Genomic DNA, 26,737 nt, shown 5'->3' on the forward strand with positions numbered 1-26,737 from the left:
GCACAGCGCGGAGGCGGCTCCGTACGCTGCCTCCGCTCAACGGATGCTACGGGCCGCCCATTCCCCCGGGCGCTCGCCCGCACGGCCCTCGCCGAGCGGCTCAGCGGCCCGGCCGAGCAGCGTCTGTCACCAGCAACGGTTCCCGCGCCTGCTCGGCGCCGCACGGCTGGCGCACCACGGTCAGCCGCAGCCGCGACGCGCCGACCGGCTGGACGACCAGCAGCGCGGAGCGTCCGCGGAAGCTCCCGGGGAGCACCAGCTCGGGCGCGGCGCCGCCGAGGCCGCCGAGGCACGCGGGCGGGAGCGCGGGCGAGTCGCTGAGGTCGTACGCGCCGGTGAGCAGCACGCGCGCCTGCGCCTCGATCCCGGCGGGCGTGGTGGCGAGCACGACGCCCGACGGAGCGGCGGGGGCAGCCCCGGTGGCGGCGCTCGCCGCGGGCGCCGAGGTCGTGCGCGACGAGCCGCCGCCTGCGGCCGCGGAGGCCGCGGACTCCGCCGCCGCGCCGGCCGAGGCCGCGGCGGACGCCGCGGGCGCTGCCGCCGCCCCCGAGGACCCCGACGAGTCGCTGGCGCCGCCGGTGTCGGGCAGTACGCGGGTGAGCCCGTAGACCGCGAAGCACGCGGCGGCCACGGCGCCGAGCTGCACCAGCGAGCGGTTCGGCCGCGGACGCCGGCGAGCCCGGGCCGCCGGGGCGGACGGAGCCGGCGGCGGTTCCGGCAGGGCGTCGGGCCGTGCGGAGAGCCCGGTGGTCCAGCGGGCGCGCAGCGCCGCCGGCACCGGCTCGACCTGCCGGAGCTCCGCCAGCCCGTCGCGCACGTCGGCGATCGACGCGAGCAGGGCTGTGCAGCGCGGGCACCCGGCGGCGTGCCTGCGCCAGGACACGGCCTCGTCCGGCTCGAGCAGCCCGGCGTCGAGGTCGGCGGCGAGGTCCAGGTCGAGGTGGCCTGTGGCCTCGTCCGGGGTGCGGGCAGGCTGCAGCGGCTCCTCCGAGCTCATCCGGCACCTCCCGACCCGACCGTACGAGGGTCCGACGCAGCGTCCGCGCCGGAGGTTCCGCCCCGGCGTCCAGGGGCGAGCAGCGGTGCCAGCCGCGCGCGGCCGCGGGCGCACCGGCTCTTCACCGTGCCCTCGGCCACCTCGAGCACGTCGGCCGCCTCGCGCACGCTCAGCCCCTCGACGTCGACGAGCACGAGGGCCAGCCGCTGCTCGGTCGGCAGGGTCGCGAGGGCCGCCGCGAGGTCCACGGTGTCCTCGCGGCGCCCGATGGCGTCGACCGGGTCGGCGACGCGCTCCTCGCCGGACTCGCTCTCGGGCAGCGCGTCGGCCGCGCGGACCGTGCGCCGGCGCACGCGGTCGAGGCAGGCGTTCACGACGATGCGGTGCAGCCAGGTGGTGACCGCCGAGTCGCCGCGGAAGCTGCCCGCGGCCGAGGCACGGAACGCGGAGAGCAGGGCGTCCTGCACGGCGTCGGCCGCCTCCTCGCGGTCGCCGATGGTACGCAGCGCCACCGCCCACAGCCGGTCGCCGTGCCGCTCGACCAGCTGCCCGAACGCCTCGCCGTCACCGGTCGCGCGGTGGCGCGCGAGCAGCGCCGCGTCGTCGAGGGCGGCGTAGTCGACGAGCGGGCTCACGGCGTGGTGCCGCTGACGCGCACGTCGTCGACCTCGGCGCGGAAGGCGTCGGCGCGATCGGTCGCCGGCGGCAGCCGGGTCAGCCAGACGGTGAGGTAGCGCGCCTCGACGGCCGGCTGCACGGCCAGCCGCGTGGTGGCGCCCGCCGAGCTGGTGGCGGCCGCAGGCGTACCGGTCGGTGCGGCCGTCGGCCGCTCGCTCGAGGCGTAGACCTGCACCGCGGCGCCCGGCACGGCGAAGTCGAGCTCGACCGCGTCCACCTCCCGCACGCCTCCCAGGTCGAGCAGCAGCCCCACGCCTGCCTTGAGCCCGCCCAGGTCGGGCCGGTGCAGGTAGGCGACCGTGCGCCAGCCCGTGGACGGGTCGCCGTCGACGGCGAGCTCGCCGCGGCCCTCGGTGCCGTTGCCCAGCGGGTCGAAGCCGGTCGCGGCGCGGACGGCGAGCGGCGAGGGGCTCGGGGCCGGCGTCGCCGAGGCGCGCGCGACCGGCTTGCCCGGCCGCACCCGCTCGCCGGGGTCGTGCTGGACGGCGCGGGTCACCTGCCAGGCGAGCAGCCCGAAGCCGACCGCGAGCACGGTGCCGACCGCCGCCGGGGCGAGCCACCGCCGGCGGCCGGGCTCCTCGGCCTCGGCCGGCTCCGGCGCCTCGACCGGCAGGGCGCGGAAGAGCCCCGCCAGCTCGCCGGCCGCCGGCTCGGGCTCCGCACCGAGACCCGTGCAGCGCGCGACGAGCTCGTCGAGCTCGTGGCTGACGTGTGCGCGCACCTGGCGCGGCGAGGTGGCGCGGCCGGGCTCGCCCGCGGGCGGCGGCAGGGCGACGGGAGGCCCGGCGTTCGGGTGGGCCAGCGGCCAGCGGGCGGTCAGGGCGGCGTAGGTGACGGCGGCGCAGCGCTGCGCGGCCGAGCCGGGACCGCCCGGTGCGCCCCAGTGCCGGTCGAGCGAGACCCGCGCGCCGTCGGCGGTGAGCAGCACGTCGCCGGGCGTCAGCGCGGGCAGCGGCAGAGCGGGGTCGCCGAGGGTGGAGACGGCGGTCAGCGCCTCGCCCAGCACGATGCCCAGCGAGCGCACCCGGGCGTCGTCGAGCGGGCCGTCGCGCAGCAGGACGGTCTCGAGGTCCTCGCCGACGACCCACTCGGTGACCACCAGCCCGGCCAGGTCGTCGGCCTCGCCCGGCTCGAGGTGCTCGGCGTCGAGGACGTCGAGCACCCGCACGAACGCGGTGCCGAGCAGGCGGGCGGCGGCGCGCGCACCGGCGAGGACGGCGGCGGCGTCGGGGCCGGGACCCACGAGGTGGACGGCGACGGGGCGGCGCAGCAGCTCGTCGCGCGCGCGCCAGTGCCGCTCGTCGGTGCCCGCGGGTGCGGCTCCCGCCGGTGCGGCGCCGCCCGCGGGGGCGACGTCGAGCGCGTCGACCAGCAGGTAGCGCCCTGCGAGCAGCGAGCCAGGGACCACGAGGCTCGGCTGCACGGGCCCACTGTAGGCGCGGCACGGCCGCTGGGAGTACGCCCTAACGGCGGAGGCTGCCCACCAGTTCGCCCACCTCGCGCACCCGCATCCGCGCGCACGCCCAGAGGTAGCCGAGCAGCAGCACGAGCCCGGCCACCGCGCCCGAGAGCACCTCGGGGCCGAGCGCGTCGCCGAGCAGCCGCCGCAGCCCGAGCAGGACGGTGAGGCCGAGCAGGCCGCCGACGACGGCGGCGAGCACCAGGCGTACGTAGGTGCGCACGACGCGGCGCTCGTCGAGGCCGCCGAGGCGCCGGCGCGCGAGCGTCGCGGTCACCGCGAGCGCCACCCAGTAGGTCACCGCGTAGACCCCGGCCAGGCCGACGGTGCGCCACTCGGCGGACAGCAGCGGGGTGACCGCGAGGGCCAGCGCCGCGTTGCAGGCCGAGACGACGCAGGCGATGAGGAACGGGGTGCGGGTGTCCTCGTAGGCATAGAACGAGCGCAGCAGCACGTGGTGGCAGGCGAAGGGCACCAGCCCGGCTGCGAAGACCGCGAGCACGATGCCGATGTAGGTGCCGTCGGCGCGGCCGTTGGCGCCGTGCCCGAACAGCGCGGCACCGGCGGTCTCGCCGAGCAGCATCAGGCCCGCCGCCGAAGGGACGATCGCGACGCCGACCAGGCGCAGGGCCTGCGAGAGCATCTCGCGCACCCGGCCGGTGCGGCCCTCGGCGGCTGCGGCCGACATCGTCGGCAGCAGCACGGTCACGAGCGACACGGTGATCACCGAGTGCGGGAGGATGAAGAAGAGGTACGCGTTCTGGTAGGCGTTGATGCCCACGCCGCGCGACGTGCCGAACTGGTCGCCCGCCGAGCCGGCCAGCGCCACGACCACTAGGTAGGCCGCCTGGTTGACCAGCACGAACCCGATCGTCCACTTCGCGAGCGTCGCCGCCTTGCCGAGGCCGTAGCCGCGGAAGTCGGTGCGCGGGGTGAAGCGGTAGCCGGCGGCGCGCAGGTAGGGCAGCAGCACGACCGCCTGCGCCACGACGCCGAGCGTCGTGCCGAGGCCGAGGAACGCCGCCTCGCCGTGCGAGACGCTGCCCGCCCGGCCGGGCTCGATGTCGGCGCGCACGAGCAGCAGCCCGACCGCGATGGCGACCACGTTGTTGACGATGGGCGCCCACATCATCGGGCCGAACACCCCGCGGCTGTTGAGCACCTGGCCGAGCACGGTGTAGACGCCGTAGAAGAAGATCTGCGGCAGGCACCAGTAGGCGAACAGCACCGACAGCGGCCGCCCGCTGACGTCGTTGTGGTAGGTCAGCCGGATCACCAGCGGCGCGGCCACCGTCGCCACGACGGTCAGCACGAGCAGCGCGATCCCGGTCAGCGTGAGCAGCCGGTCGGTGTAGGCCTTGCCGCCGTCCTCGTCGTTCTTGGCCGCGCGCACCAGCTGCGGCACGAACACCGCGTTGATCACCCCGCCGACCAGCAGCAGGTAGATCATGTTGGGCACGGTGTTGGCCACCGCGAAGGTGTCGCCGACCAGCCGGGTGCCGATCGCGTAGGTCAGCACGAGCGAGCGCACCAGCCCCAGCACGCGCGAGGCGACGGTGCCGACCGCCAGCAGACTGCTCGACTTGACGAGGCTCACGCGGGAGAGGTCCCTTCGGGGTGGGGCGAGTCGGTGCCGGGTCGCCGGCGGCGCACGATGCGGGCTCCCGCGGCGAAGAGGAAGACGACTCCGGCGAGCGCGACGACCGCCTTGGCGGGCCCCCCGGCTCCTCTGACCCGGAGCCGCAGCGGCTGCGCGTCGCCGAAGAGCTTCCCGCGCGGGGTGATCAGCTGCATCGTGATGTCGGCGGGACCGTTGGCGCTCGCCCTGGTCTGCACCGAGACGCGGGTCGCCTTGCCCGCTGGCACGCGCACGACCTTGGTGGTCTGCACCGAGACGCGGCCGGACTTCGAGAACGCCACGGCGACGCGTACGTCCTGGTCGAGGTCGTTGCGCACGGTCAGCGGGAAGCTCGACCCGCCGGGCACCGTGATGTGCCCGTTGGTCACGACGCGCACCTGCGCCTCGCGGGCGCGCAGCGCGCGCTCCGAACGGTCGAGGAGCGTGGCGCCGTCCTGCGTCGCGACGACCGACTCGAGGCGCAGGCGCTCCGCGGCGTACGCGGCGGCGAGCGCCGTGGCGCGCTTGGTCGTCGCCAGCACGGTGGAGAACTGCGTGCCGGCGGTGGCGTGCGCGGCCACCGAGGTGAGGTAGCTGCGGCTCAGGGACGCCGAGACGGTGCCGGAGGGCACGTCGGCCTCGCGCTCGTCGGTCGCCGGCTCGGCCGCCAGCGGGGCGAGCGAGCTGGGCACCACCCAGTCGGCGGCCGCCAGCGTCGCGTGCAGCGCCCGGGCGTAGCCCGCGCTGACCGGCACCCAGTCGCGGGGCAGCACGACGACCAGGGCCCGCGGCCGGCCGGGCAGCTCGGCGGTGTGCATCGCGGTCTCGGCGAGGAAGCGGGCGAGGGCGTCGGCGCGCCGTGAGGTGCCGGTGAGCAGCCCGGTCAGCGCGGTGTCGGAGAGCAGGGCCGGGCTCGACACGCCGTCGCCGAGGCGCACGTCGGTGCGGGCGGAGGGCGTGGAGCTCGCGTCGGGGTCGGCGGGCACCCAGCTGCCGGGAAGCACGACGGTGTGGACGCCGGCCCGGTCGAGCGCGGCGACCTGCCGCGCCGTCCAGCCCTCGCCCTGCGGCAGTCCGACCCGCACGGCGAGCGAGGCGCCGAGCACGGTGGAGGCGACGGCGCGCGCCCTGGCGACCGCGGCCTTGAGGTCGGCCTCCCGCCGGGCGGCGACCAGCGCGGCCACGTCGACGTCGCCGTAGGGGAGCAGCGTCACCGCCCCGGGCTGCGCGGCCCGGGCCCGCAGGGCAGCGAGCACGTCGGCCGCGGCGGCGCTGCGCGGGCGCCGGGTGCTGCCGGTGGCCGTCGCGACGAGGTAGCCGGTGGGCCGCGCCATCTCGGCGAGGTCCTCCGCGAGCATCGGGTCGAGCGCGAGGGTCCAGCCCTGCGAGGCGTCGAGCAGCGTGCGGAGCCGGCCGTCCGCGGCGACCTCACGGGCGAGGCTGTCGTCGACGAAGACGTCGTCGGCCGTGCGGTGGGGCTCGTCGTGCAGCGGCCAGACGACGGCCAGCTTGGTGGCGCGCTCCTCGTTCGCGGCCGGGACCCAGGGCAGGAAGGTCTTGTCCAGCGCGACGCGGCGGGTGCCGCCATCGGGGTCGTCGGCGCGCACGTCGAGGGAGAGGACGCGCACGCCGACGTCCGGGCCGCCCGACACGGCGGCGGCGGGCAGGACGACGCGGAACCGGTGCGACGCACCCGCGGCGAGGCTCGCCGACACGTCGACCAGGGTGCCCGGCGTCCCCTCGGGCGAGGTCGACTCCACGGCGTTCTGGAGCTGGGCCCGCACGGTGACCGAGCGGCGCACCCACACGCGCACGGTCACGTCCTCGAGCGGCTCGGCCGCGGTGACCACCCCGGTGACGACCACGTCGGTGCCGGGCCGCGCGACCTGGGGGCTGAGGCTCGACAGCGCCACGGTGGCCGGGCCCCCCGTCGGGTCCCCGGGCGCGGGGACCGCGCTCGACGGTGCCGGCGTGGGCGCGGCCGCGGCCGCCGGGCCCAGCGCGCCCGCCAGGCAGGGCAGGGCCACGAGCAGGACGAGGGCGCAGGTGCGGAGTCGCCCGCGCGTCACGCCGTGTCCGAGAGCATCCGCCGGGCGGTGTCGACCAGCCGGCGCTCCCCGTCGTAGGCGAGCCGCTCGCGGAGCTGGTCGATCGGCACCCAGGCGACCTCGGTCACCTCGACGTCGGCGTCGGAGAGCTCGCCGCCGGAGGCCTCGAGCAGGAAGTGGTGCACGGTCTTGTGGACGCGCCGGTCCTCCGCGACGAACCAGAAGTCGACGGTGCCCAGCGGCGCCACGACGCGCCCGCGGATGCCGGTCTCCTCCTCGACCTCGCGGATCGCGGCGTCCTCGGTCGTCTCGCCGGCCTCGATGTGGCCCTTGGGCAGCGACCACAGCAGCCGGCCCCGCCGGTCGAGCCGGCCGATCAGCGCGGCGCGCATCTGCCCCATGTCGACGACGAGCCCGCCGGCCGAGAACTCCTCCACCCGGGAGAGGCGGCGGCGCGCGTTGCGGGCGACCGGCTTGGGGCGGGGCGGGTCCTGCGGCGGTGCGGCGTGCTCCTCGAGGGGCTGGGCGACGGGCTGCGCCGCCGGCTGCTCGGAGGCCGCGAAGGGCACCGGCACGCCGGCTGCGGGCGTCGCTCCGGACGGCCGCTGGCGGCTCGCCCGCCGCGACCGGTCCTCTTCGCCCGGCGTACGCGCCATGACGTCGATGTTAACCGTCGCCGCGACCCCTACCCTTGTAGCCCGTGCCTGTCGCCGCGTCCTCCCCTCCGCCCCCCGAGCCCTCCGACCCGTCGGCGGTGCGGCGCCGCGCGGTCGCCGAGCTGCTGCGCGCGACGCCGGTCACCGAGGACCTCGGCCGCCGGTTCGCCGCCGCCGGCCACGAGCTGGCCCTCGTCGGCGGATCGGTGCGCGACGCGCTGCTGGGCAGGCTGGGCACCGACCTCGACTTCACCACCGACGCCCGTCCCGAGCAGATCCTGGCGCTGGTGCGCCCGTGGGCCGACGCGGTCTGGGACGTCGGCATCGCCTTCGGCACCGTCGGTGCCCGCAAGGACGGCTGGGACTGCGAGATCACGACCTACCGCGCCGAGAAGTACGACCGCGAGTCGCGCAAGCCCGAGGTCTCCTTCGGCGACTCGCTCGAGGACGACCTGCGCCGTCGCGACTTCCGGGTCAACGCCATGGCGGTCGCCCTGCCTGGCACGACCTTCGTCGACCCCTTCGACGGGTTCGCCGACGTCGCCGAGCGCATCCTGCGCACGCCCGGCACGCCGGAGGAGTCCTTCGACGACGACCCGCTGCGCATGATGCGGGCCGCGCGCTTCGCCTCGCAGATCGGCTTCGTGCCGGCCAACGACGTGGTCGCGGCGATGACCGCGATGTCCGACCGGCTCTCCATCGTGTCGGCCGAGCGGGTCCAGGCCGAGCTGACCAAGCTGCTGCTGGGCGACAGGCCGCGCCTGGGCCTCGGCCTCATGGTCGAGACGGGCCTGGCCGACCAGGTGCTGCCCGAGCTGCCCGCGCTCGCCCTCGAGATCGACGAGCACCACCGCCACAAGGACGTCTACGAGCACACGCTGACCGTGCTCGAGCAGGCGATCGCGCTCGAGGGGTCGCTGCCGGGCGGTGGGCCCGACCTCGTGCTGCGCCTGGCCGCCCTGCTGCACGACATCGGCAAGCCGCGCACCCGCGTCTTCGAGGCCGACGGCGGGGTGAGCTTCCACTTCCACGAGGTGATCGGCGCCCGCATGGCGAAGGCGCGGCTCAAGGCGCTGCGCTACGACAAGGCGACGATCGAGGACGTCTCGCGCCTGGTCGAGCTGCACCTGCGCTTCCACGGCTACGCCGAGGGCGCCTGGACCGACTCGGCCGTGCGCCGCTACGTCCGCGACGCCGGCCCGCTGCTCGAGCGGCTCCACGCGCTGACCCGCTCGGACTCCACGACCCGCAACAAGCGCAAGGCCCTCGCCCTGCAGGTGGCCTACGACTCCCTCGTCGAGCGCATCGAGGCGCTGCGCGCCCAGGAGGAGGTCGACGCGATCCGCCCCGACCTCGACGGCACGCAGATCATGGAGGTCCTGGGCGTGCCCCCGGGCCCGGTCGTCGGCAAGGCCTACAAGCACCTGCTCGAGCTGCGCATGGACAACGGGCCGATGGCGCACGACGACGCCGTCGCGGCGCTGCAGGAGTGGTGGGCGGCGCAGCAGTAGCCGCGTACGCCGCTCAGAGCTCCGCGAGCCTCGGCACCACGGTCTCCCCGACCCGCTGCACCCAGGCGGGCAGCCCCGCTGCGCGCGAGCTGACCCAGACCGTGCTGACGCCGAGCTGGGCGTAGGCCCGCATCCGCGCCACGAAGGCGTCGGGGTCGGCCAGGGGGTCGATCCCCGACACGACCGTCTTCGCGACCGAGGCCGGGTCGCGGCCGACGTCCTCGCAGTGCTGGTGCAGCACGGCGGTCTTGGCGGCCAGCACGTCGGGGCCGGCGTCGAACAGGTTGCAGGCGCTGGCGTACTGCGCGACCAGACGCAGCGTCTTGCGCTCGCCCATCCCCCCGACGACGATCGGCGGCCCGCCCGCCTGGAGCGGCTGCGGCTGGCAGATCGTCTCCGCCAGCGAGTAGTGCTCCCCCTCGAACGGCCCGTCGTCGGCGCTCCACATCTGCCGGCAGATCCGCAGCGTCTCCTCGAGGCGCTCGAAGCGCTCGGCGACCGGCGGGAACGGCACCCCGAGGCCGAGGTGCTCGCGCTCGTACCACGCGGCACCGATCCCCAGCACCGCCCGGCCGCCCGACAGGACGTCCAGCGTCGCCAGCGTCTTGGCCAGCAGCCCGGGGTGGCGGTAGGTCACGCCGGTGACGAGCAGCCCGAGCTGGATGCTCTCCGTCTGCCCGGCGAGGAAGCCGAGGGTCGTGTAGCCCTCGAGCATGGGGTCGGTCGCCGGCGCCGTGCCGTCCATCTGGAACCAGTGGTCCATGAGCGTCAGGGTGCGGAAGCCGGCCTGCTCGGCGGCCTGCGCGGTCGCCGCCAGGCCGGAGGCGATGCCCTCCGGCGGGCCGAACGGCGTGAAGTCCATGACGTGCAGGGCGATCTCCATGCGGGCCAATCTGCCGTACGCGGCGCCCTCCCGCGCCGGTTCCGCTCAGACCGCGGCGGCGACCGCAGCCGCCCGCCCCTCGACCGGGTGCGGCGTGCGGCGGGTCACCACCGCGTACGCCGCTGCTGCCGCTGCGTAGGCGAGGGCCATCAGCCACGACAGCGCCGTGCTGTGCCCGCCGGTGGGGACGAGTACGGCCGCCGCGACAGCGGCCGACACGAAGGTGACGTTGAAGACGGTGTCGTAGAGGGAGAACACCCGGCCTCGGAAGGCGTCCTCGACCGACTGCTGGACGACCGTGTCGACGCAGATCTTCACTCCCTGTGCCGAGATGCCGAGCACGAGCGCGGTGGCGACGACCGTCGGGTGCGCGACCGGGAGCAGCGAGGCGGCGGCCTGCGCCACGGCGGCGAGGGCGAGCAGCAGCGCCACCCACGTGCTCTTGCGGATGCGGGTGGTCACCTCGGGCGTCAGCACCGCGGCGAGGAAGTAGCCCACTCCACTGGCGGCGACCACCTGGGCGAGCCCCGCGAGCGCGGCGTCGGTGTCGCTCGGGTCGTGCAGCGTGTTGCGGTAGAGCAGCAGGGTCGCGACCGTCCACAGGCCGTAGACGAAGCGGTGCGCGGCGATCGCGCTCAGCGCGCGGAAGGCCGGCCGCGTGGCCGCGACGTGCGCGGCGCCGTCGGCCATCCCTCGCGCCACGACGCGCAGCGCGTGCCCGAGCGGCGCGGGCACGTTGACCTCGTCGGGACCCAGCTCGTCGCGCGGGATCCGGGAGGCGACCGCCGCCGCGGCGCAGGACAGGACCGCTGCCCCGACCAGCACGCCGGCCTGCGCCCCGTCGCCGCCGCCGAGCAGGGTCCGCAGCCCGAACGCGAGCCCCGCACCGATGAGCGAGCTGGCGGTGCCGGAGGTCGTCGAGACGCTGTTGGCCATGACCAGCTCGCGGGGCGGCACGACGTGCGGCAGTGCGGCCGACAGGGCCGAGAGGTAGAACCGGTTGACCGACAGGATGACCAGGCCGGTGGCGTAGAGCCCGACGCCGGCGTAGTCGGCCGCGACGCACGCGCCGAGCACCAGCACGAGGGCGGCCTTGAGCAGGCTGGCCCGGGCGAGGATGCGCTGGCGGCGCCAGCGGTCGAGCAGCACCCCGGCGAACGGCCCGACCAGGCTGTAGGGCAGCAGGGTGGCCGCGAAGGCGAGGGCCGCGTCGGTGGCGGTGGCCTGGCGCTCGGGGGAGAAGAAGACGAACGAGGTCAGCGCGACGGTCGTCATGCCGTCGGCCGACTGGGCGGTCAGCCGGGTCGCGAACAGCCGGCGGAACCGCCTGCTGCGCAGCACGTCGGCGAGGTCACCCAGGAAGGACCCCGGACTCGGCATCACGCCAGACTAACCGGCTGCTCCCACGACATCGTGGTCCCGGATCGCCCCATAGGGGTCGCCAGGCACCACGATGTCGTGGGGGTGGGGCTAGCGCTCGACGTCGCCGCGGATGAAGGCCTCGACGTTCTGCTTCGCGAGGTCGTCCGCGTACTGCACGGGCGGGGACTTCATGAAGTAGGACGCCGCCGAGAGGATCGGGCCGCCGATGCCGCGGTCCTTGGCGATCTTGGCAGCGCGGACCGCGTCGATGATGATGCCGGCCGAGTTCGGGCTGTCCCAGACCTCGAGCTTGTACTCGAGGTTCAGCGGGACGTCGCCGAACGCGCGGCCCTCGAGGCGGACGTAGGCCCACTTGCGGTCGTCGAGCCACTGGACGTAGTCCGACGGGCCGATGTGCACGTTGCGGGCACCGAGCTCGTGCTGCAGGTTGCTCGTGACGGCCTGGGTCTTGGAGATCTTCTTCGACTCGAGGCGGTCGCGCTCGAGCATGTTCTTGAAGTCCATGTTGCCGCCGACGTTGAGCTGGTACGTGCGGTCGAGCTGCACGCCCCGGTCCTCGAACAGCTTGGCCAGCACGCGGTGCGTGATGGTCGCGCCGACCTGGCTCTTGATGTCGTCGCCGACGATCGGGACGCCGGCCTCGGTGAACTTGGCCGCCCACTCGGGGTCGGAGGCGATGAAGACCGGCAGGGCGTTGACGAAGGCGACCTTCGCGTCGATGGCGCACTGCGCGTAGAACTTGTCGGCCACCTCGGAGCCCACCGGGAGGTAGGACACGAGGACGTCGACGCGCTGGTCCTTGAGCACCTGCACGATGTCGACGGGGGCGTCGTCGGACTCGGTGATGGTCTCGCGGTAGTACTTGCCGAGCCCGTCGTGGGTGTGGCCGCGCTGCACGATGACGCCGGTGGGCGGCACGTCGGCGAACTTGATCGTGTTGTTCTCCGACGATGCGATCGCGTCGGAGAGGTCCTGGCCGACCTTCTTGGCGTCCACGTCGAACGCGGCGACGAACTCGATGTCGCTGACGTGGTAGGGCCCGAACTGGACGTGCATCAGGCCGGGGACGCGGCTGGAGGCGTCGGCGTCCTTGTAGTACTCGACGCCCTGGATGAGGGAGGAGGCGCAGTTGCCCACTCCGACGATTGCTACGCGAACGGAACCCATCCGGAAAGCACTCCTCACGGTTGTTGCGTGCCGGACGGGCCGGCCACGTCGTTGTCGTTGTCATGGGCGGCACGCGGAGCCCGGGGGGCACTGCTGCCGATGGCGCGCTCGTCGTCGATGAGCTCGCCGAGCCAGCGGACCTCGCGCTCGACCGAGTCGAGCCCGTGGTTCTGCAGCGCGAGGGTGTAGGTGTCGAGGCGCTCGCGCGTGCGGACGAGGGACGTGCGGAACTTCTCCCGCCGCTCCTCGAGCCGTGACCGACGGCCCTCGAGCACCCGCAGCCGCGTCGCCGCGTCCGCGTGGCTGAAGAACGCGAGGTGGACGCCGAAGCGCTCGTCCTCCCACGCGTCCGGTCCCGCGTCGGCGAGGAGGTGCTGGAACTCCTCCTTGCCCTCAGCGGTGATCTTGTAGACGATCCGGGCGCGCTTGCCGGCCGTGGCCGGGGCGGCGTCCGGGTCGTCCGGGCTCTCCTGGGCGATCCAGCCGGCCTCGAGCATGGTGCGCAGGGCCGGGTAGAGCGAGCCGTAGGAGAAGGCCCGGAAGGTGCCGAGCAGCAGGTTGATCCGCTTGCGCAGCTCGTAGCCGTGCATCGGACCCTCGTGGAGCAGGCCGAGGACCGCGAGCTCGAGCACGCCGGTGCGCTTGGCTGCCACCGGCCACCCCCTCTCGGTCCGCGACCAGCCCGCTGCCGGTCAGTGGTTCCGCCGAGCCGAGCACCGCTCTCCGATACATCGGTGCGATGTAGCCGACCGATGTAGTGATGCGATGTATCGACTCGATACATCGACGACGATACGGCGCAGTCCGGCGCTCTGCAAACGCGACACGCCGACATCACCCCGCCGGACGCGTACGCGGTGGGCTCGGAGTGCTGCGGCGACCCGGGCCGCCACGCCCCGCCCCGCCCCGCTGATTGGCACGATGTGACTTCTTGCCAATCGGATGGGCAAGAAGTCACATCGTGCGGGCCCACGGCAGCGCTCGAGAGCCGGGCGCACTCGGACGCGGAACTGCGCACCTCGTCGCATCCCGGGCACGCCCGTACGCTGGACGGCGTGCAGGCGCGCACCCGCGACGTGGTCGACTACGCGCTCCAGCGCAGGGCCGCGCTGGCTGCGCTGGCCACCGGGCGCGCCTCGCGCGAGGAGGTCTGCGACGCCCAGCCCTACCTCCGCAGGGCTGCCGTGCACCTGGGCGAGCTGACCGACCGGCTCTGCCCGGTGTGCCGGCGCGAGCAGCTGCTGCAGCTGGTCTACGTCTACGGTGACGAGCTGGGGCAGTTCTCCGGGCGCATCCGCAAGGCGGCCGACCTGCCGGAGATCGCGGCCACGAGCGGCGACGTGAAGGTCTACGTCGTCGAGGTGTGCGCCGGCCCGCCGGTGGTGCCCGGGGTGCCCCGCATCGACCGCGGGCTCGACGGTCGCCGCGACTTCCGGCGGCCCGCACGCACGCGGCAACGAGGCTGCGGATGGAACGCACTGGTCCTGTCGTACGTCGTGGGCGACGGGGTCCCGAGACGCCCACCGCGGCGCCGACCGACGATCGAGGACGAGCTTTGAGCAGCAGCACCCGGCCACCCGCGCCGGCGAAGGGCTTCATCGACTACCCGAGGGCCGGCCGCGGCATGCCGTGGAAGCTGCTGCCCTCGTGGCGCCAGGTGCTGCTGCTCGGGGTGCTCGGCGCGGCCATGCTCGTGGGCGCGTTCTTCGTGGCCTACGCGCGCACGACGGTGCCCAGCGCCGACGCCGCGGCGGTCGCGCAGACCTCGACCGTCTACTACTCCGACGGCAAGACGCTCATGGGCAAGATCTCCGGCGGCACCAACCGCACGATGATCCCCGACATCGACACCATCCCGGTGGTGCTGCGTCAGGCCGTGATGGCCGCCGAGGACCGCGACTTCCAGACCAACAGCGGCGTCTCGCCCAAGGGCATCGTCCGGGCGTTCTGGACCAACATCAAGGGCGACTCCAAGAGCCAGGGCGGCTCGACCATCACCCAGCAGTTCGTGCGCAACTACTACGCCGACGTCGGTCAGCAGAAGACCTACCAGCGCAAGATCCACGAGGCGATCCTCGCCATCAAGATCAACAAGCAGAAGTCCAAGGACGAGATCCTGCGCGACTACCTCAACACGATCTGGTGGGGGCGTCGCTCCAACGGGCTGCAGGCGGCCGCGCAGGCGTGGTTCCCCCGCGGCCTGAACGACTACAAGTCGCTCAACCTGAGCCAGTCGGCGTTCCTGGCGGGGGTCATCCAGGCGCCCGACACGTTCGACTACCGCCGGCACGAGGGCGCGGTCGACGCGGGCAAGCGGGCCAAGGCCGAGAAGCGCTTCCGCTACGTGCTCTCCGGCATGGTCCAGAAGGGCTGGATCACCCAGCAGCAGGCCGACGCCGCCAAGCTGCCGCAGCTGGTCGTCAGGGACGACCTGGTCACCAACTACAGCGACAGCCCCACCGGCTACCTGCTCAAGTTCGTCCGCGACGAGCTCACGAACTGGGGCTTCACCGAGCAGGAGGTCGAGGGCGGCGGGCTGCGGATCATCACCACGTTCGACCACGACGCCCAGGTCGCGGCCGAGACGGCGATGGACCCCGACAAGGGCCAGTTCCCCAAGACCGACGCCGAGGACGTGCACGCCGGGCTCGCCAGCATCGACGTGAAGACCGGCGCGGTGATCGCGATGTACGGCGGCAAGAACTACCTCGAGCGGCAGATCAACGACGCGACGCAGCCGGTTCTCCCCGGCTCGACGTTCAAGCCCTTCGCGCTGGCCGCGGCCATCGAGGACGGGCACAGCATCTTCTCGCGCTACTACGGCAACTCCCCGCTGCCGGCGACCGGCACGCGCAACGAGTTCGGCGACGACTACGGCTCCCGCGTGTCCCTGCTCACCGGGCTCGAGAAGTCCATCAACACCGTCTACGTCGACGCGGCCATGGACATCGGTCCCGAGAAGGTGGTGCACGCGCTCACCGACGCCGGCGTCCCTGCGGATGCGCCGGGTCTCGCTGCGGTCCCCTCCGTGCCGCTCGGCACGGCCAACGTCTCGCCGCTCAACATGGCGCTCGCCTACTCGAGCTTCGCCGGCCAGGGCGTGCGCGTGAAGAAGCCGCACTCGGTGGCTCGGGTGCTCTACCGCGACAGCCGCGACCCTTGGAAGCCGCCGGGCAACCCGACCGTCAAGGCCTTCCCCAAGGACGTCACGGCCGACGTGACCTACGCGCTCTCGCAGGTCGTCGATGCGCCGGGCGGCACGGGCACGGAGGCGCGCGCGGTCCCGGGTGCCGTGGCGGGCAAGACCGGCACCCACGGCCAGGACGACAACACCCTGTCGGCGTGGTTCGTCGGGTTCAGCCCGCGCATCGCCACGGCGGTCGACTTCTACAAGGGCAACGGGCGCGAGGACCTCGACGGCGTCGGCGGCGACACCCACGCCGCCTTCTTCGGCGGTGGCTTCCCGGCGCAGATCTGGACCGCCTACATGAAGGCCGCGGTCCAGCTGAAGCCCTGGAAGACCTCCGACGACTTCCCCGAGCGGGTCTGCAAGAACTGCAACGGGCAGGACACGTCCAACGACAGCACCCCTGCCCCGACGAGCTCGCCGAGCTCGTCGCCGAGCACGAGCGCGACACCCGTACGCCCGACGCCCACCCCCACGCCGACGCCGTCCCAGCCGGCGACCTCCGAGGCGCCGGTGGAGCCGGCGCCCGACGGCTCCGGCGCGCCCGCGGCCCCTGCCGCCCCGCAGCCGGGTGCGTCAGGGTAGGAAAGGACGCCGTGAGCACTCCGCGAAGCGACCCCGCGCCCGTCCCGCCCAGGGAGCCCACGCGTACGTCGCGGGGCGGCGTGCTGCCGACCCTCGACGACCCGGTGGTGGCGGGCGCGAGCGAGCTCGTCGGCGGGCCGGCCGGCCGGCGCCTGCTCGTCGAGTCGCGGTGGTGGACCCCGCTGCGCGTGTGCCTGCTGTTCGCGGCGCTGACGACGCTGGTCTTCGGCTTCGGGGCCAAGGAGCACTGCCGGTCGTCGGGCTGGGTGCCCAACAACATGTACTTCCACGCCTGCTACAGCGACGTGCCGCCGCTCTACTCGGGCCGCGGGCTCAACCAGGGACTGTTCCCCTACGTCCACAGCGACGCGGTGCTCGCCGCCCACGGCGTCTACAGCCAGGTCGAGTACCCCGTGCTCACCGGGATGCTGATGTGGGTCGAGGCGAAGCTGGTGCCGGGCGACAGCAAGGACCCGTTCACCACCTACTTCGACATCAACCTGCTGTTCGCCACGGCCTTCCTGCTCGGCATGGTCGCGCTCACCGCGCTGACCGCTCGCCGACGGCCCTGGGACGCGGCGCTCGTCGCGCTCGCCCCCGCTGTCGGGCTGGCGATGACCATCAACTGGGACATGCTCGCGGTGGTGCTGCTGGCCGGGGCGATGTACGCGTGGGCGCGCGACAGACCGGCGCTGACCGGGGTGCTGCTCGGGCTCGGCACGGCGGCGAAGCTCTACCCGGCACTGATGCTGCTGCCGCTGCTGCTGCTGGGGTGGCGGACCAGACGGCTCGGCCCGGTCGGAGCGGTCGCCGGGTGGGGTGCGCTCACCTGGTTCAACTGCAACATCGCCTTCGTGCTCGTGAACTTCGAGGGCTGGAAGGAGTTCTACTCGCTGAGCCAGAGCCGCCCGGCCGGCTTCAGCTCGATCTGGTACGTGCTCCAGATCAACGGCCACGGCTTCACCCCGCTCAACACCTGGGCCAGCGGCCTCACAGTCGTGCTCTTCCTCGCCATCGCAGTGCTCGCGCTGAAAGCGCCACGCAGACCACGCCTGGCCTCCCTGACCTTCCTCGTGGTGGCTGCGTTCCTGCTCACCAACAAGGTCTACTCGCCGCAGTACCTCCTGTGGCTGGTGCCGCTGGCTGCCCTCGCCCGGCCGCGCTGGCGCGACTTCTGGATCTGGCAGGCCGGCGAGCTCGTCCACTTCTTCGGCATCTGGCTCTACCTGGGGCAGTACGCCGACCCGAAGCGCGGCCTCGGCGACACCGGCTACACCTGGACCGTGCTCGCGCACGTCGCCGGCACGCTGTGGCTCGCCGGCATCATCGTGCGCGACATCCTGCGGCCCGAGTGCGACCCGGTGCGCGCCGACGGACTCGACGACGACCCGGCGGGCGGCGTGTTCGACGGTGCTCCGGACGCCGGTCCTGCTGCGGTGGCGGAGGACCGGCCGGCCGTCCCCGTCGCCGGGTGAGCAGCGCGCTGCCGCAGGACGCGGCTCAGGCGAGCCGGTCGTCGCTGCTCCCGCCGCTCGCCGTGTGGCTGCTGACGCGGGTCGGCGTCTACCTGCTCGTGGCGATCGGGGGCTATGCGTTCCACGACGGACCACTCGTCCCGCACGTGCAGCGCTGGGAGCGGTGGGACGCCCAGCTCTTCGAGCGCATCGCCGCCCACGGCTACTCCTACGCCAACGACGAGGCGTTCTTCCCAGGCTTCCCCCTGCTGCTGAGGGGCATCTCGTCGCTGGGCATCTCGCCCGGGCTGTCGGGGCTGCTCATCTCGCTGGTGGCCGGCGCCGTCGGAGCCCTCGCCCTCGCCCGGCTGGCCGAGCTCGAGGGCGGTCCGGCCGCGGGGGAGCGGGCGGTGCTGCTGCTGGTGCTCTCCCCGGCGGCGGTGTTCCTCGCCGCCGGCTACACCGAAGCGCTCTTCCTCGCGCTCGCGGCGCCCGCCTGGCTGGCGGCCCGGCGCGGCCAGTGGTGGCTGGCCGGCTGCCTCGCGGCGGGGGCGTGCAGCGTACGCATCTCAGGCGTCTTCCTCGTCGCCGCGCTGGTCGTCGAGTTCCTCACCGCGTCCTCCGGCCGCGACGCGGGAACCGGCGCGCGCCGATGGCGCGAGCTGCCCGCGCTCGCCCTCCCGCTGCTGCCGCTGGTGTCCTACGCGGCCTACCTCCAGCACACCAAGGGCGACTGGCTGGCCTGGCAGCACGCGCAGGAGGCGGGATGGGGCCGTCGTTTCACCAACCCGGTCACGGTGCTGCGCACCACGTGGGACGCGGCGTTCGGGTCGAGCCAGGACCTCACCTTCCGCGTGGACTTCCGCCTCGAGCTGGTCGCCATGGCGGTCGGCGTCGTGCTGACCGCGGTGCTGCTGGTCGTGCGGCGCTGGGGAGAGGCGACCTACGTCGGGCTCAGCGTGCTCGCCCTCGGGACCTCGACCTGGTACTTCTCCGTGCCGCGGGCGACCCTGCTGTGGTGGCCGCTGTGGGTCGGGCTGGCGGTGCTGACGCTGCGGCACCGGCTGCTGCTCGTGGCCTACCTCGCCGTCGTGGCGCCGGTGTCGGCGGTGTGGGTCGTGCTGTTCACGACCGGTCGCTGGGCCGGCTGACCGGGCGGCGCACCGCGGGCGGCAGGTACCTCGCGCCGGGGCCCCGCTCGCCCGCACGGTCCCCGGGGTTGGACAGCGCGCAGGTGCGCATCGAGAGGCAGCCGCAGCCGATGCAGCTGGTGAGCCCCTCGCGCAGCGCCACCAGGCCCTCGATCTGCTCGTCGAGCCGGGCGCGCCACGAGCTGGAGAGCCGCTCCCAGTCGGCGGGGGTGGGGGTGCGGGCGAGCGGCAGCGTGGAGAGCGCGTCGCGCACCTCGTCGAGCTTGAGCCCGACGTTCTGGGCGGCGCGCACGAACGCGAGCCGGCGCAGCACCGAGCGCTCGTAGCGGCGCTGGCCGCCGGCCGTGCGCCCGCTGGCGATCAGCCCCTCCTTCTCGTAGTAGCGCAGCGCCGAGGTCGCCATGCCGGCCCGCGCCGCCACCTCGCCGATCGTCAGACTGCCGCTCGCCACGTCCCCACCGCTTGACTTGAAGTTCACTTCAAGATGCAGCCTGCACCGCATGACTCCTCATGCGCAAGCCCCTGTCCGGCCGGTCGCCCTGGTGACCGGCGCCTCCCGCGGCCTCGGCCGTGCCCTCGCCCGCGAGCTCGCAGCACAGGGCTGGGCCCTCGTGCTCGACGCCCGCGACCCCGTCCGCCTCCACCGGGTGGCCGTCGAGCTGGGGGCGCTCACCGACGTGAGCGCCCTGGCCGGGGACGTGGCCGACCCTGCGCACCGCGAGGCGCTCGGCCGTGCCGTGGACGCGCACCGCCGCCTCGACGCGCTGGTCAACAACGCCAGCGTCCTCGGCCCGAGCCCTCTGGTGCCCCTGCGCGAGCTCGACCTCACCGAGCTGCAGCGCACCTGGACCGTCAACGCCCTCGCGCCGCTCGCCCTCGTGCAGCGCGTCCTGCCGGCGCTCGAGCGCACCGGCGGCGCCGTCGTCGACGTCAGCTCCGACGCGGCGGTCGAGGCCTACGCCGGCTGGGGCTGCTACGGCTCGGCCAAGGCCGCGCTCGACGCGCTGACCGCGGTGCTGGCGGTCGAGCAGCCGGAGCTGACCGTCTACGCCTTCGACCCCGGCGACATGGCGACCGACCTGCACCAGCAGGCGTTCCCTGGGGAGGACGTCTACGATCGCCCCGCGCCCGAGTCGGTGGTGCCGGCCCTGCTCGAGCTCGTCTGCGGGCGGCTGCCGAGCGGGCGCTACCGGGCGGCGGACCTCGCCCCGGTCGAGGCAGAGGCGGTGACCGCGTGACGGCGGCGGCACCGACGCGTACGCGGTTCGTCCTCCCGCCCGGGCGGCTGGCGACCGAGCCGCCGGAGTGGCGTGGGCGCGGACGCGACGACGTCCGCCTGCTCGTCGCATCGAGGTACGCAGTGGTCCATGAGCACTTCCCCTCGTTGCGTGAGTACCTCCGTGAGGGCGACGTGCTGGTCGTCAACAACTCTGTGACGCTGCCCTCGGCGGTGGCCGCACGCGACGGGAGCGGTCGGCGCTTCCCGCTGCACGTGTCGACCGCTCTGGACGACGGGAGGTGGGTGGTCGAGGCACGGCGACCCGACCAGTCGGGGCCTGACTTCTCGCTTTCCCCGGGGACGAGGCTGGCGCTGCCCGGCGGCGTGGAGCTGGTGGTCGACGAGCCGTTCCCCGACGCCGGTGCACGGCCGAGCCGCCTTTGGTCTGCTGTGGTCTCACCCACCGTCGACCGGGCGCGCTACCTCGAGCGGTTCGGGTCGCCGATCGTCTACGACTACGTCACCGGCCACCCGCCGACCTCCTACTACCAGAACGTGTGGGCGAGCGAGCCCGGCAGTGCTGAGATGCCCAGCGCTGGTCGGCCGTTCACCGCCGAGCTGCTCGTGCGACTGGTCTCTCGTGGCATCACCGTCGTGCCAATTACCCTGCACTGCGGCGTCTCGAGCCCTGAGCTGCACGAACCGCCGGCGCCCGAGCCGTTCCGCGTCAGCGAGTCGGCCGCGGCAGCGGTGAACAGCGCGCGTGCGCGCGGCGGACGGGTGGTGGCGGTCGGCACCACAGTCGTACGCGCCCTCGAGTCCGTCGCGTCACCCGACGGCACGGTGCACGAGGGCGCCGGGTGGACCGACCTCGTGCTCAGCGCCGAGAGACCTGCGCGCGTCGTCGACGGGCTCGTCACAGGGCTGCACGAACCGGAGGCCAGCCACCTCGACCTGCTCGACGCGGTGGCCGGGCCGGAGCTGGTCGACAAGGCCTACGAGGCGCTCGTGCAGGGCGACTACCTCTGGCACGAGTTCGGAGACTCGACCCTGCTGCTGCCCTAGAAGCCGGTCACCCGGTCGAAGGTGGCGGTGGTCATGCGCACGTCGACCGGCACCTCGTCGCCGATCGCCGGCGGCGTCTCGTCCTCGTGAAGCACGACCAGCGAGACCTGCATGTGCGGCGGCTCGGCGAACCAGCGGTGCTTGCCGTCGATGGTGAAGGGCGACAGGCTCAGACCACCTGCCGCCAGCGCACCGGCCGCGAACACCTTGCCGCGCGGGATGGCACCGGCCACGGACTTCGGGGCCTCGAGCCCGATGCCGTGGCTGGTGCCGCCCGAGACCACGATGAGGTAGCCGTTGCGCAGCATGTGGTTCTGGCGGTAGCCCACCCGGTCGCCGCGGGAGACGTCGTGCACGTCGAGCACGGTCGCCCGCGCACGGAACGTCTTGCGGTCACCGAGCCACAGCGCCGTGCCGATGCGCGGGCGCAGCTTCACCGAGCGCACCGACTTCTGCAGGGCCTTGAGCTTGTCGCCCTGCACGTGGCTCAGCCACACCGTGCCCTCGGTGATGCCGTGGGCCTTGAGGATCTCGCGGGACTCCTCCACCGGGTCGCCGACCAGGGGCAGGTGCAGCGACCAGCCCAGGGAGCGCAGGCGGCCGGCGTGCGGCGCCTGCAGCAGACCGTGGCGCCGCATCGAGGTGCGCAGCTCGACGACGGCGCGGTAGTTGGTGCCGCTGAAGATGGCGACCGCCTCGGGGTGCGCGAGCGTGCGCACGATCTTGGGGTCGGACTCGCCGACCTGGTCGCCCGCCAGGCGGGGGTGCCAGGGCTCGAGCACGTGGATGTCGCCCGAGAAGTAGGGCCGCACGACGTCGACCTCGCGCCGCACGCCGACGGCGATCGTGTCGACACCGAGCCGCGACGCCTCCGCCGCCAGCCGGGTGAGGCCGAAGCCGTAGCCGTTGCCCTTGATGACGGGGACGAGGCCGGGGTTGCGCTCGAGTACGCGCGCGAGGTGCGCCCGCCAAGCGTCCGCGTCGACGTCGAGAGTGAGCGCCATGTCAGCCTCTCCGAGACATGTAGAGGTCGAATCCCTTGTAGAGCAGGCGGTTCAGCGGCAGGTCCCACTCGCCGACGTACTCGACCGCCTCACCGCCCGTGCCGAGCTTGAACTGGATGAGACCGAAGTGGGGGTCGGTCTCGAGGATCGTGTCGGTGATGCCGCGCAGGTCGTAGACGCTGCACCCGGCGGCGAGCGACTCGCGGATCATCGCCCACTGCACGGCGTTGGACGGGCGCACGTCGCGGCCCTCTGTGGACGACGCGCCGTAGGAGTACCACGCGTGGCCACCGACGCGTACGAGCGTGGTGGCCGCGAGCAGCGTGCCCTCGTGGCGGGCGAGCAGGAGCGTGATGCGCGAGGGGTCCTCGTCGGTCATGGCCCGCCACATGCGCTGGAAGTAGGCCAGCGGCCGCGGGGTGAAGCCGTCGCGACGAGCCGTCTCGACGTAGAGCGCGTGGAAGGCCGGCAGGTCCTCGGAGCCGCCGTGCTCGACGACGACACCGGCCTTGTCGGCCTTCTTGATGTTGCGCCGCCACTGCTGGTTGAAGCCGCGCAGCACGTCCTCCTCGCTGCGGCCGGCGAGCGGCAGCTGGAAGACGTAGCGCGGCTGCCCGGCGGTGAAGCCGCCGGCCTCGGCGGGCGGCCGCCAGCCCCGCTGGCGCAGCGCCTCCTCCACCCGGGTCCCGCGCTCCTCGGTCGCAGTAGGCGGCACGTGGGCCAGCCGCGCCGCGCCGCCGGAGGCGATGGCCGCCTTCAGCTCGTCGGCGCCCCACCGCCGGGTGACGACGGGGGGACCCATGCGTACGCCGAAGGCACCCTTGCTCCTGAGGTGCGCGACCATCGGGTCGAGCCACCCCGCGGGGTCGGCGGCCACGGCGTCCCAGTCGAGCACCGGGCCCTCGGGCAGGTAGGCGAGGTAGCGCCGCAGGCGGGGGAGCCGGCGGTAGAGCACGAGCCCCACCCCGACCAGCTCGCCGCCCGGCGTGAACCAGCCCAGCGACTCGGAGCCCCACTCGGCCTTGACCTGCGCCCACGAGGGGAGCTGGAGGAAGCTGGCGCTCGGCTGCGCCGCCACGAACTCCAGGTGCTCTTCTCGGCGGACGGGTCGGACCAGCACGACGTGGGAGCCTACCCAGATCCTGATGATCATCCCTGTCGAGACGGGGTAGGGAGGCTGCGACACCCCCTCTGCCGAAGGAGCGCCCCATGCTGGTCGCCGCCGCTGCAGCCGGCTCGAGCTCGGGCACCGACACGCGGCTGGTCGTCGCGGCCCTGCTCGGCATCGCCCTGATCATCGGCCTCATCACCGCGCTCAAGCTGCACCCGTTCGTCAGCCTCACGCTGGGCGCCCTGCTGGCCGCCGGCGTCTCGGGCTTCGGGCTCAGCAAGGGCGCCGACAGCTTCTCCAAGGGCTTCGGCACGACGACCGCGAGCGTGGGCATCCTCATCGCCCTCGGCGCGATGCTCGGCCGGTTGCTGGTCGACTCGGGCGGCGCCGACCAGATCGTCGACACGCTCGTCGGGCGTGCCGGCCCTACGCTGCTCCCCTGGGCGATGGCGCTGGTGGGCGCGCTGGTCGGCCTGCCGATGTTCTTCGAGATCGGGCTGGTCCTGCTCATGCCGGTGATCGCGCTGGTGGCCGCCCGCTCGGGCCAGCCGCTGATGCGGGTCGCAGTGCCGGCCATCGCCGGGCTCTCGGCCATGCACGGCTTCGTGCCGCCGCACCCCGGGCCGCTGGTCGCCATCGGGCTGCTCAAGGCCGACCTCGGGCTCACGCTCGGGCTGGGCATCCTCGTCGCCATCCCCTCCCTGCTGCTCGCCGGGCCGCTGTTCGGCAGCGTCGCGGCGCGCTGGGTGCCGGTCGGCGCTCCGCCGCTCTACGCGGACGGCGGGTCGGGCGCCTCGGCCGGCGCGGGCGCCGAGGCGGAGGGCGGCGCGGAGTCCGAGGGCGTCGGGGAGGCGGCACGGCGTACGCGGCGGCCGAGCTTCGCCGTCACGCTCGCGACCGTGCTGCTGCCGGTCGTGCTCATGCTGGGCAAGTCCCTCGCCGACGTGCTGCAGGACTCGACCCCGAAGGCGCAGCCGCGCCAGGCGCTCGACCTGGTCGGCAGCCCGATGATCGCGCTGCTCATCGGCGTGCTGGTGGCGCTGTTCAGCTTCGGCACCGGGGTCGGGCTCGGCAAGGAGGCACTGGCCGGCGTGCTCGACCGCTCGCTGCCGCCGATCGCCGGCATCCTGCTCATCGTCGCGGCCGGCGGAGGGTTCAAGCAGGTGCTGGTCGACAGCGGTATCGCCAAGGTGATCTCGGGCTGGGTCGAGGACAGCTCGCTGTCGACGCTGTTCCTCGCCTGGCTCATCGCGGTGTTCATCCGCTTGGCGACGGGCTCGGCCACGGTCGCCACCACGACCACGGCCGGCATCCTCGTGCCGGTCACCTCGCAGCTCTCGAACTCGCACACCTCGCTGCTCGTGCTCGCCATCGGCGCGGGCTCGCTGTTCTTCTCCCACGTCAACGACGCGGGCTTCTGGCTGACGAAGGAGTACCTCGGGCTCTCGGTAGGCCAGACGATCAAGACCTGGTCGGTGCTCGAGACGATCCTGTCGGTGTCCGGGCTGGCCGTGGTGCTCGCGCTCTCGGTCGTGGTCTGAGCGCCTCGTCCCGGGAGTCCTGTCGGTGGGCGGACGTACGGTGTCGGGCATGAGCCAGAGCAGCCTGCGGGTGGGTGCCCACGTCGACCAGGCCGACCCCGTCGCCGAGGCGGTCGAGCGCAAGGCCGACCTGGTGCAGTTCTTCCTCGGCGACCCCCAGGGGTGGAAGGCGCCGGAGGTCCGCTTCGCCGGCGGTGCGGCGGCGCTGCGGGCGGCCGCCGAGTCGGCGGGCGTCGACCTCTACGTCCACGCGCCCTACGTGCTCAACGTCGCGACCAGCAACAACCGCATCCGCATCCCGAGCCGCAAGCTGCTCGCCCAGCACGTGCAGGCGGCGGCCGAGATCGGCGCCAGGGGGATCGTGGTCCACGGCGGGCACGTGCTCAAGGACGACGACCCCGAGCTCGGCTTCGAGAACTGGGTCAAGACGTTCGAGCGCATGGAGCTGCCGATCCCGGTGCTCATCGAGAACACCGCGGGCGGCGAGCAGGCGATGGCCCGTCGCCTCGAGCGCATCGCCCGGCTGTGGGAGCGCATCGCCGACCGGGTCGAGAGCGACCGCATCGGGTTCTGCCTCGACACCTGCCACGCCTACGCCGGCGGCGAGGAGCTCGCCGGCCTGGTCGAGCGGGTCAAGGCGGTGACCGGCCGCATCGACCTGGTCCACGCCAACGACAGCCGCGACGCCTTCGACTCGGGCGCCGACCGGCACGCCAACCTCGGGTCCGGCTCCATCGGCGGCGAGGCGGTGGCCGCGGTGGTGGCCGCGGCCGGCGCTCCCGTGGTCGTCGAGACCCCCGGCGGCGTCGAGGGGCAGGCCGCCGACATCGCCTACCTGCGCGAGGCCGCCGGCGGCTGAGCGGGCGGCCCTGTGGACGACGGTCCCGGCGCGGCGCTCGGCCCGGTAGTCTTGTGGGACTGCTCGACGCAGTAGCCCTCCTGCCACGGAGAGACCGTGGCCGCCGAAGTCCAGAGGAGGTGGGTCAGTCATGCGTCGTTATGAGCTCATGGTCATCCTCGACCCCGATCTCGAAGAGCGCACCATCGCGCCCTCGCTCGACCAGTTCCTCAACGTCATCCGCCAGGGCGGTGGCAGCGTGGAGAAGGTCGACATCTGGGGTCGTCGCCGCCTGGCCTACGAGATCCAGAAGAAGGCCGAGGGCGTCTACGCCGTCGTCGACCTGACCGCCACGCCTGACGTGGTCAAGGAGCTCGACCGCCAGCTCAACCTCAACGAGGCCGTGCTCCGCACCAAGGTGCTGCGCCCGACCCGCTGAGCCTGCGCCGGGCGCCTCGCCCGGCACGTCGTCCCGGGTCCCGGCCCGAGGCAGCTCGTCCCCCCGCTTCCTCCACCCTTCGCGACAGCACAGGAGAGACGCCCATGGCAGGCGACACCGTCGTCACGATCGTCGGCAACCTCACCAGCGACCCCGAGCTCCGGTTCACCCCGTCGGGGGCAGCTGTCGCGAACTTCACCGTGGCGTCCACCCCTCGCCAGTTCGACCGCAACAGCAACGAGTGGAAGGACCAGGAGACGCTGTTCATGCGGTGCTCCGTGTGGCGCCAGGCGGCTGAGAACGTCGCCGAGTCGCTCACCCGCGGCACCCGCGTGATCGTCTCCGGCCGGCTCAAGTCGCGGTCCTACGACACGAAGGAGGGCGAGAAGCGCACCGTCGTCGAGCTCGAGGTCGACGAGATCGGCCCGAGCCTGCGCTCGGCCACCGCCAAGGTCAACCGCACGACCCGCCAGGGCGGCGAGGGCGGCGGCTTCTCCGGCGGTGGCGGCGGCGGGGGCTTCTCCGGTGGCGGCGGTGGCGGCGGCTACAACGGCGGGGGCGGCTTCAACGCCGGCAGCTCCGCTCCGGCCGACGACCCGTGGGCCAGCTCCGGTCCTGCTGCCGGCTCCGGCGGCGGCGGCTGGGGAGGCTCCTCCGGCGGCGGTGGCGGCGCCAGCTACGACGAGCCGCCGTTCTAGCTCCGCCCTGCACGTCAGCTCCACCCGCACGTCCTGCACCACCCG

Annotated in this window: 24 protein-coding genes; 11 read left to right on the top strand and 13 right to left on the bottom strand. The window is 73.8% G+C overall.

Translation table 11 applies throughout. The features are described from left to right. Positions 1–100: 100 nt before the first annotated feature. Genes CLV35_RS19885 through CLV35_RS20960 form a run of 6 tightly spaced genes read right to left on the bottom strand, consistent with a single transcriptional unit; the run spans position 101 to position 7,201 of the window. The gene (locus CLV35_RS19885) at positions 101–997 is read right to left on the bottom strand and encodes a hypothetical protein (RefSeq protein ID WP_183061654.1); all 897 of its coding nucleotides are present in this window, start codon (positions 995–997) and stop codon (positions 101–103) included. Then, complete coding sequence (sigM, locus tag CLV35_RS03910) at positions 994–1,632, bottom strand: RNA polymerase sigma factor SigM (RefSeq protein WP_121192065.1); 639 nt, start codon at positions 1,630–1,632, stop codon at positions 994–996. The genes CLV35_RS19885 and sigM overlap by 4 nt, the downstream gene beginning before the upstream one ends. After that, positions 1,629–3,098 (bottom strand): protein kinase family protein, encoded by a 1,470-nt coding sequence (locus CLV35_RS03915; protein ID WP_121192066.1) that lies wholly within the window; start codon positions 3,096–3,098, stop codon positions 1,629–1,631. The genes sigM and CLV35_RS03915 overlap by 4 nt, the downstream gene beginning before the upstream one ends. 40 nt (positions 3,099–3,138) lie before the next feature. Further along, positions 3,139–4,731 (bottom strand): murein biosynthesis integral membrane protein MurJ, encoded by a 1,593-nt coding sequence (murJ, locus tag CLV35_RS03920; protein WP_121192067.1) that lies wholly within the window; start codon positions 4,729–4,731, stop codon positions 3,139–3,141. Then, a complete protein-coding gene (locus tag CLV35_RS03925; RefSeq protein ID WP_121192068.1) occupies positions 4,728–6,821 on the bottom strand; it encodes a DUF6049 family protein in 2,094 nt (697 codons plus the stop codon). The genes murJ and CLV35_RS03925 overlap by 4 nt, the downstream gene beginning before the upstream one ends. Then, a complete protein-coding gene (locus tag CLV35_RS20960; RefSeq protein ID WP_121192368.1) occupies positions 6,818–7,201 on the bottom strand; it encodes an NUDIX hydrolase in 384 nt (127 codons plus the stop codon). The genes CLV35_RS03925 and CLV35_RS20960 overlap by 4 nt, the downstream gene beginning before the upstream one ends. 299 nt (positions 7,202–7,500) lie before the next feature. Here CLV35_RS20960 and CLV35_RS03935 point away from each other — a divergent pair, with 299 nt between their 5' ends. After that, positions 7,501–8,967 carry a CCA tRNA nucleotidyltransferase gene (locus CLV35_RS03935; RefSeq protein WP_231121459.1) on the top strand — a complete coding sequence of 489 codons (1,467 nt, stop codon included), beginning with the start codon at positions 7,501–7,503 and terminating at the stop codon, positions 8,965–8,967. A 13-nt stretch (positions 8,968–8,980) separates the two neighbouring features. Here the strand turns inward: CLV35_RS03935 and CLV35_RS03940 are convergent, their stop codons facing one another. From CLV35_RS03940 to CLV35_RS03955, 4 genes are all read right to left on the bottom strand, one after another. Then, positions 8,981–9,850 (bottom strand): LLM class F420-dependent oxidoreductase, encoded by an 870-nt coding sequence (locus CLV35_RS03940; RefSeq protein ID WP_121192070.1) that lies wholly within the window; start codon positions 9,848–9,850, stop codon positions 8,981–8,983. Positions 9,851–9,895: 45 nt separating this feature from the next. Next, positions 9,896–11,230 carry an MFS transporter gene (locus CLV35_RS03945; protein ID WP_121192071.1) on the bottom strand — a complete coding sequence of 445 codons (1,335 nt, stop codon included), beginning with the start codon at positions 11,228–11,230 and terminating at the stop codon, positions 9,896–9,898. 90 nt (positions 11,231–11,320) lie between these two features. Next, positions 11,321–12,400 (bottom strand): inositol-3-phosphate synthase, encoded by a 1,080-nt coding sequence (locus CLV35_RS03950; RefSeq protein ID WP_121192072.1) that lies wholly within the window; start codon positions 12,398–12,400, stop codon positions 11,321–11,323. A 14-nt stretch (positions 12,401–12,414) separates the two neighbouring features. Continuing rightward, positions 12,415–13,053, bottom strand: coding sequence for a PadR family transcriptional regulator (locus tag CLV35_RS03955; protein WP_121192073.1), 639 nt, complete (start codon positions 13,051–13,053; stop codon positions 12,415–12,417). A gap of 402 nt (positions 13,054–13,455) precedes the next feature. On the opposite strand from CLV35_RS03955, the gene CLV35_RS03960 reads away from it, so the two are divergent. Genes CLV35_RS03960 through CLV35_RS03975 form a run of 4 tightly spaced genes read left to right on the top strand, consistent with a single transcriptional unit; the run spans position 13,456 to position 18,777 of the window. Further along, positions 13,456–13,959 (top strand): DUF5318 family protein, encoded by a 504-nt coding sequence (locus tag CLV35_RS03960; protein ID WP_121192074.1) that lies wholly within the window; start codon positions 13,456–13,458, stop codon positions 13,957–13,959. Beyond that, positions 13,956–16,172, top strand: a complete 2,217-nt coding sequence (locus CLV35_RS03965; RefSeq protein ID WP_121192075.1) for a transglycosylase domain-containing protein — start codon at positions 13,956–13,958, stop codon at positions 16,170–16,172. The genes CLV35_RS03960 and CLV35_RS03965 overlap by 4 nt, the downstream gene beginning before the upstream one ends. An 11-nt stretch (positions 16,173–16,183) precedes the next feature. Next, entirely contained in the window at positions 16,184–17,647 is a 1,464-nt protein-coding gene (locus CLV35_RS03970) for a glycosyltransferase family 87 protein (protein WP_147431862.1), read from the top strand. Then, positions 17,644–18,777, top strand: coding sequence for a mannosyltransferase family protein (locus CLV35_RS03975; RefSeq protein WP_231121460.1), 1,134 nt, complete (start codon positions 17,644–17,646; stop codon positions 18,775–18,777). Before CLV35_RS03970 ends, CLV35_RS03975 begins: the two co-directional genes overlap by 4 nt. Here the strand turns inward: CLV35_RS03975 and soxR are convergent. Further along, positions 18,752–19,228 carry a redox-sensitive transcriptional activator SoxR gene (gene soxR / locus CLV35_RS03980; protein WP_231121461.1) on the bottom strand — a complete coding sequence of 159 codons (477 nt, stop codon included), beginning with the start codon at positions 19,226–19,228 and terminating at the stop codon, positions 18,752–18,754. The two genes, CLV35_RS03975 and soxR, sit on opposite strands and share 26 nt — an antisense overlap. Before the next feature lie 49 nt (positions 19,229–19,277). On the opposite strand from soxR, the gene CLV35_RS03985 reads away from it, so the two are divergent. Continuing rightward, positions 19,278–20,015 carry an SDR family NAD(P)-dependent oxidoreductase gene (locus CLV35_RS03985; protein WP_121192078.1) on the top strand — a complete coding sequence of 246 codons (738 nt, stop codon included), beginning with the start codon at positions 19,278–19,280 and terminating at the stop codon, positions 20,013–20,015. Next, entirely contained in the window at positions 20,012–21,061 is a 1,050-nt protein-coding gene (locus CLV35_RS03990) for an S-adenosylmethionine:tRNA ribosyltransferase-isomerase (protein ID WP_121192079.1), read from the top strand. Before CLV35_RS03985 ends, CLV35_RS03990 begins: the two co-directional genes overlap by 4 nt. Here the strand turns inward: CLV35_RS03990 and CLV35_RS03995 are convergent. Together CLV35_RS03995 and CLV35_RS04000 are read right to left on the bottom strand one after the other, a co-directional pair. After that, positions 21,058–22,065, bottom strand: coding sequence for an alanine racemase (locus tag CLV35_RS03995; protein ID WP_121192080.1), 1,008 nt, complete (start codon positions 22,063–22,065; stop codon positions 21,058–21,060). The two genes, CLV35_RS03990 and CLV35_RS03995, sit on opposite strands and share 4 nt — an antisense overlap. A gap of 1 nt (position 22,066) precedes the next feature. Continuing rightward, positions 22,067–23,218 (bottom strand): lipid II:glycine glycyltransferase FemX, encoded by a 1,152-nt coding sequence (locus tag CLV35_RS04000; protein WP_121192081.1) that lies wholly within the window; start codon positions 23,216–23,218, stop codon positions 22,067–22,069. Positions 23,219–23,274: 56 nt separating this feature from the next. Between CLV35_RS04000 and CLV35_RS04005 the strand changes: the two genes are divergently transcribed. The 4 genes from CLV35_RS04005 (at position 23,275) to CLV35_RS04020 (ending at position 26,692) form a co-directional block, all read left to right on the top strand. Then, the gene (locus tag CLV35_RS04005; RefSeq protein WP_121192082.1) at positions 23,275–24,717 is read left to right on the top strand and encodes a GntP family permease; all 1,443 of its coding nucleotides are present in this window, start codon (positions 23,275–23,277) and stop codon (positions 24,715–24,717) included. A gap of 49 nt (positions 24,718–24,766) precedes the next feature. Beyond that, a complete protein-coding gene (locus CLV35_RS04010) occupies positions 24,767–25,576 on the top strand; it encodes a deoxyribonuclease IV (protein ID WP_121192083.1) in 810 nt (269 codons plus the stop codon). Positions 25,577–25,706: 130 nt separating this feature from the next. After that, positions 25,707–25,994, top strand: coding sequence for a 30S ribosomal protein S6 (rpsF, locus tag CLV35_RS04015; RefSeq protein WP_121192084.1), 288 nt, complete (start codon positions 25,707–25,709; stop codon positions 25,992–25,994). Between the two features lie 104 nt (positions 25,995–26,098). After that, positions 26,099–26,692, top strand: coding sequence for a single-stranded DNA-binding protein (locus CLV35_RS04020; RefSeq protein WP_121192085.1), 594 nt, complete (start codon positions 26,099–26,101; stop codon positions 26,690–26,692). Positions 26,693–26,737: the final 45 nt, after the last annotated feature.

The organism is Motilibacter peucedani (assembly GCF_003634695.1).
GTDB classification, from domain to species: domain Bacteria; phylum Actinomycetota; class Actinomycetes; order Motilibacterales; family Motilibacteraceae; genus Motilibacter; species Motilibacter peucedani.

What these genes read in the sequence shown, in the direction of transcription:
- CLV35_RS19885 (WP_183061654.1), bottom strand. Translation starts at nt 997, where the DNA reads ATGAGCTCGGAGGAGCCGCTGCAGCCTGCCCGCACCCCGGACGAGGCC.
- CLV35_RS20960 (WP_121192368.1), bottom strand. Translation starts at nt 7,201, where the DNA reads ATGGGGCAGATGCGCGCCGCGCTGATCGGCCGGCTCGACCGGCGGGGC.
- CLV35_RS03940 (WP_121192070.1), bottom strand. Translation starts at nt 9,850, where the DNA reads ATGGAGATCGCCCTGCACGTCATGGACTTCACGCCGTTCGGCCCGCCG.
- CLV35_RS03945 (WP_121192071.1), bottom strand. Translation starts at nt 11,230, where the DNA reads ATGCCGAGTCCGGGGTCCTTCCTGGGTGACCTCGCCGACGTGCTGCGC.
- CLV35_RS03950 (WP_121192072.1), bottom strand. Translation starts at nt 12,400, where the DNA reads ATGGGTTCCGTTCGCGTAGCAATCGTCGGAGTGGGCAACTGCGCCTCC.
- CLV35_RS03985 (WP_121192078.1), top strand. Translation starts at nt 19,278, where the DNA reads ATGACTCCTCATGCGCAAGCCCCTGTCCGGCCGGTCGCCCTGGTGACC.
- CLV35_RS03995 (WP_121192080.1), bottom strand. Translation starts at nt 22,065, where the DNA reads ATGGCGCTCACTCTCGACGTCGACGCGGACGCTTGGCGGGCGCACCTC.
- CLV35_RS04000 (WP_121192081.1), bottom strand. Translation starts at nt 23,218, where the DNA reads ATGATCATCAGGATCTGGGTAGGCTCCCACGTCGTGCTGGTCCGACCC.
- CLV35_RS04005 (WP_121192082.1), top strand. Translation starts at nt 23,275, where the DNA reads ATGCTGGTCGCCGCCGCTGCAGCCGGCTCGAGCTCGGGCACCGACACG.
- CLV35_RS04010 (WP_121192083.1), top strand. Translation starts at nt 24,767, where the DNA reads ATGAGCCAGAGCAGCCTGCGGGTGGGTGCCCACGTCGACCAGGCCGAC.
- rpsF (WP_121192084.1), top strand. Translation starts at nt 25,707, where the DNA reads ATGCGTCGTTATGAGCTCATGGTCATCCTCGACCCCGATCTCGAAGAG.
- CLV35_RS04020 (WP_121192085.1), top strand. Translation starts at nt 26,099, where the DNA reads ATGGCAGGCGACACCGTCGTCACGATCGTCGGCAACCTCACCAGCGAC.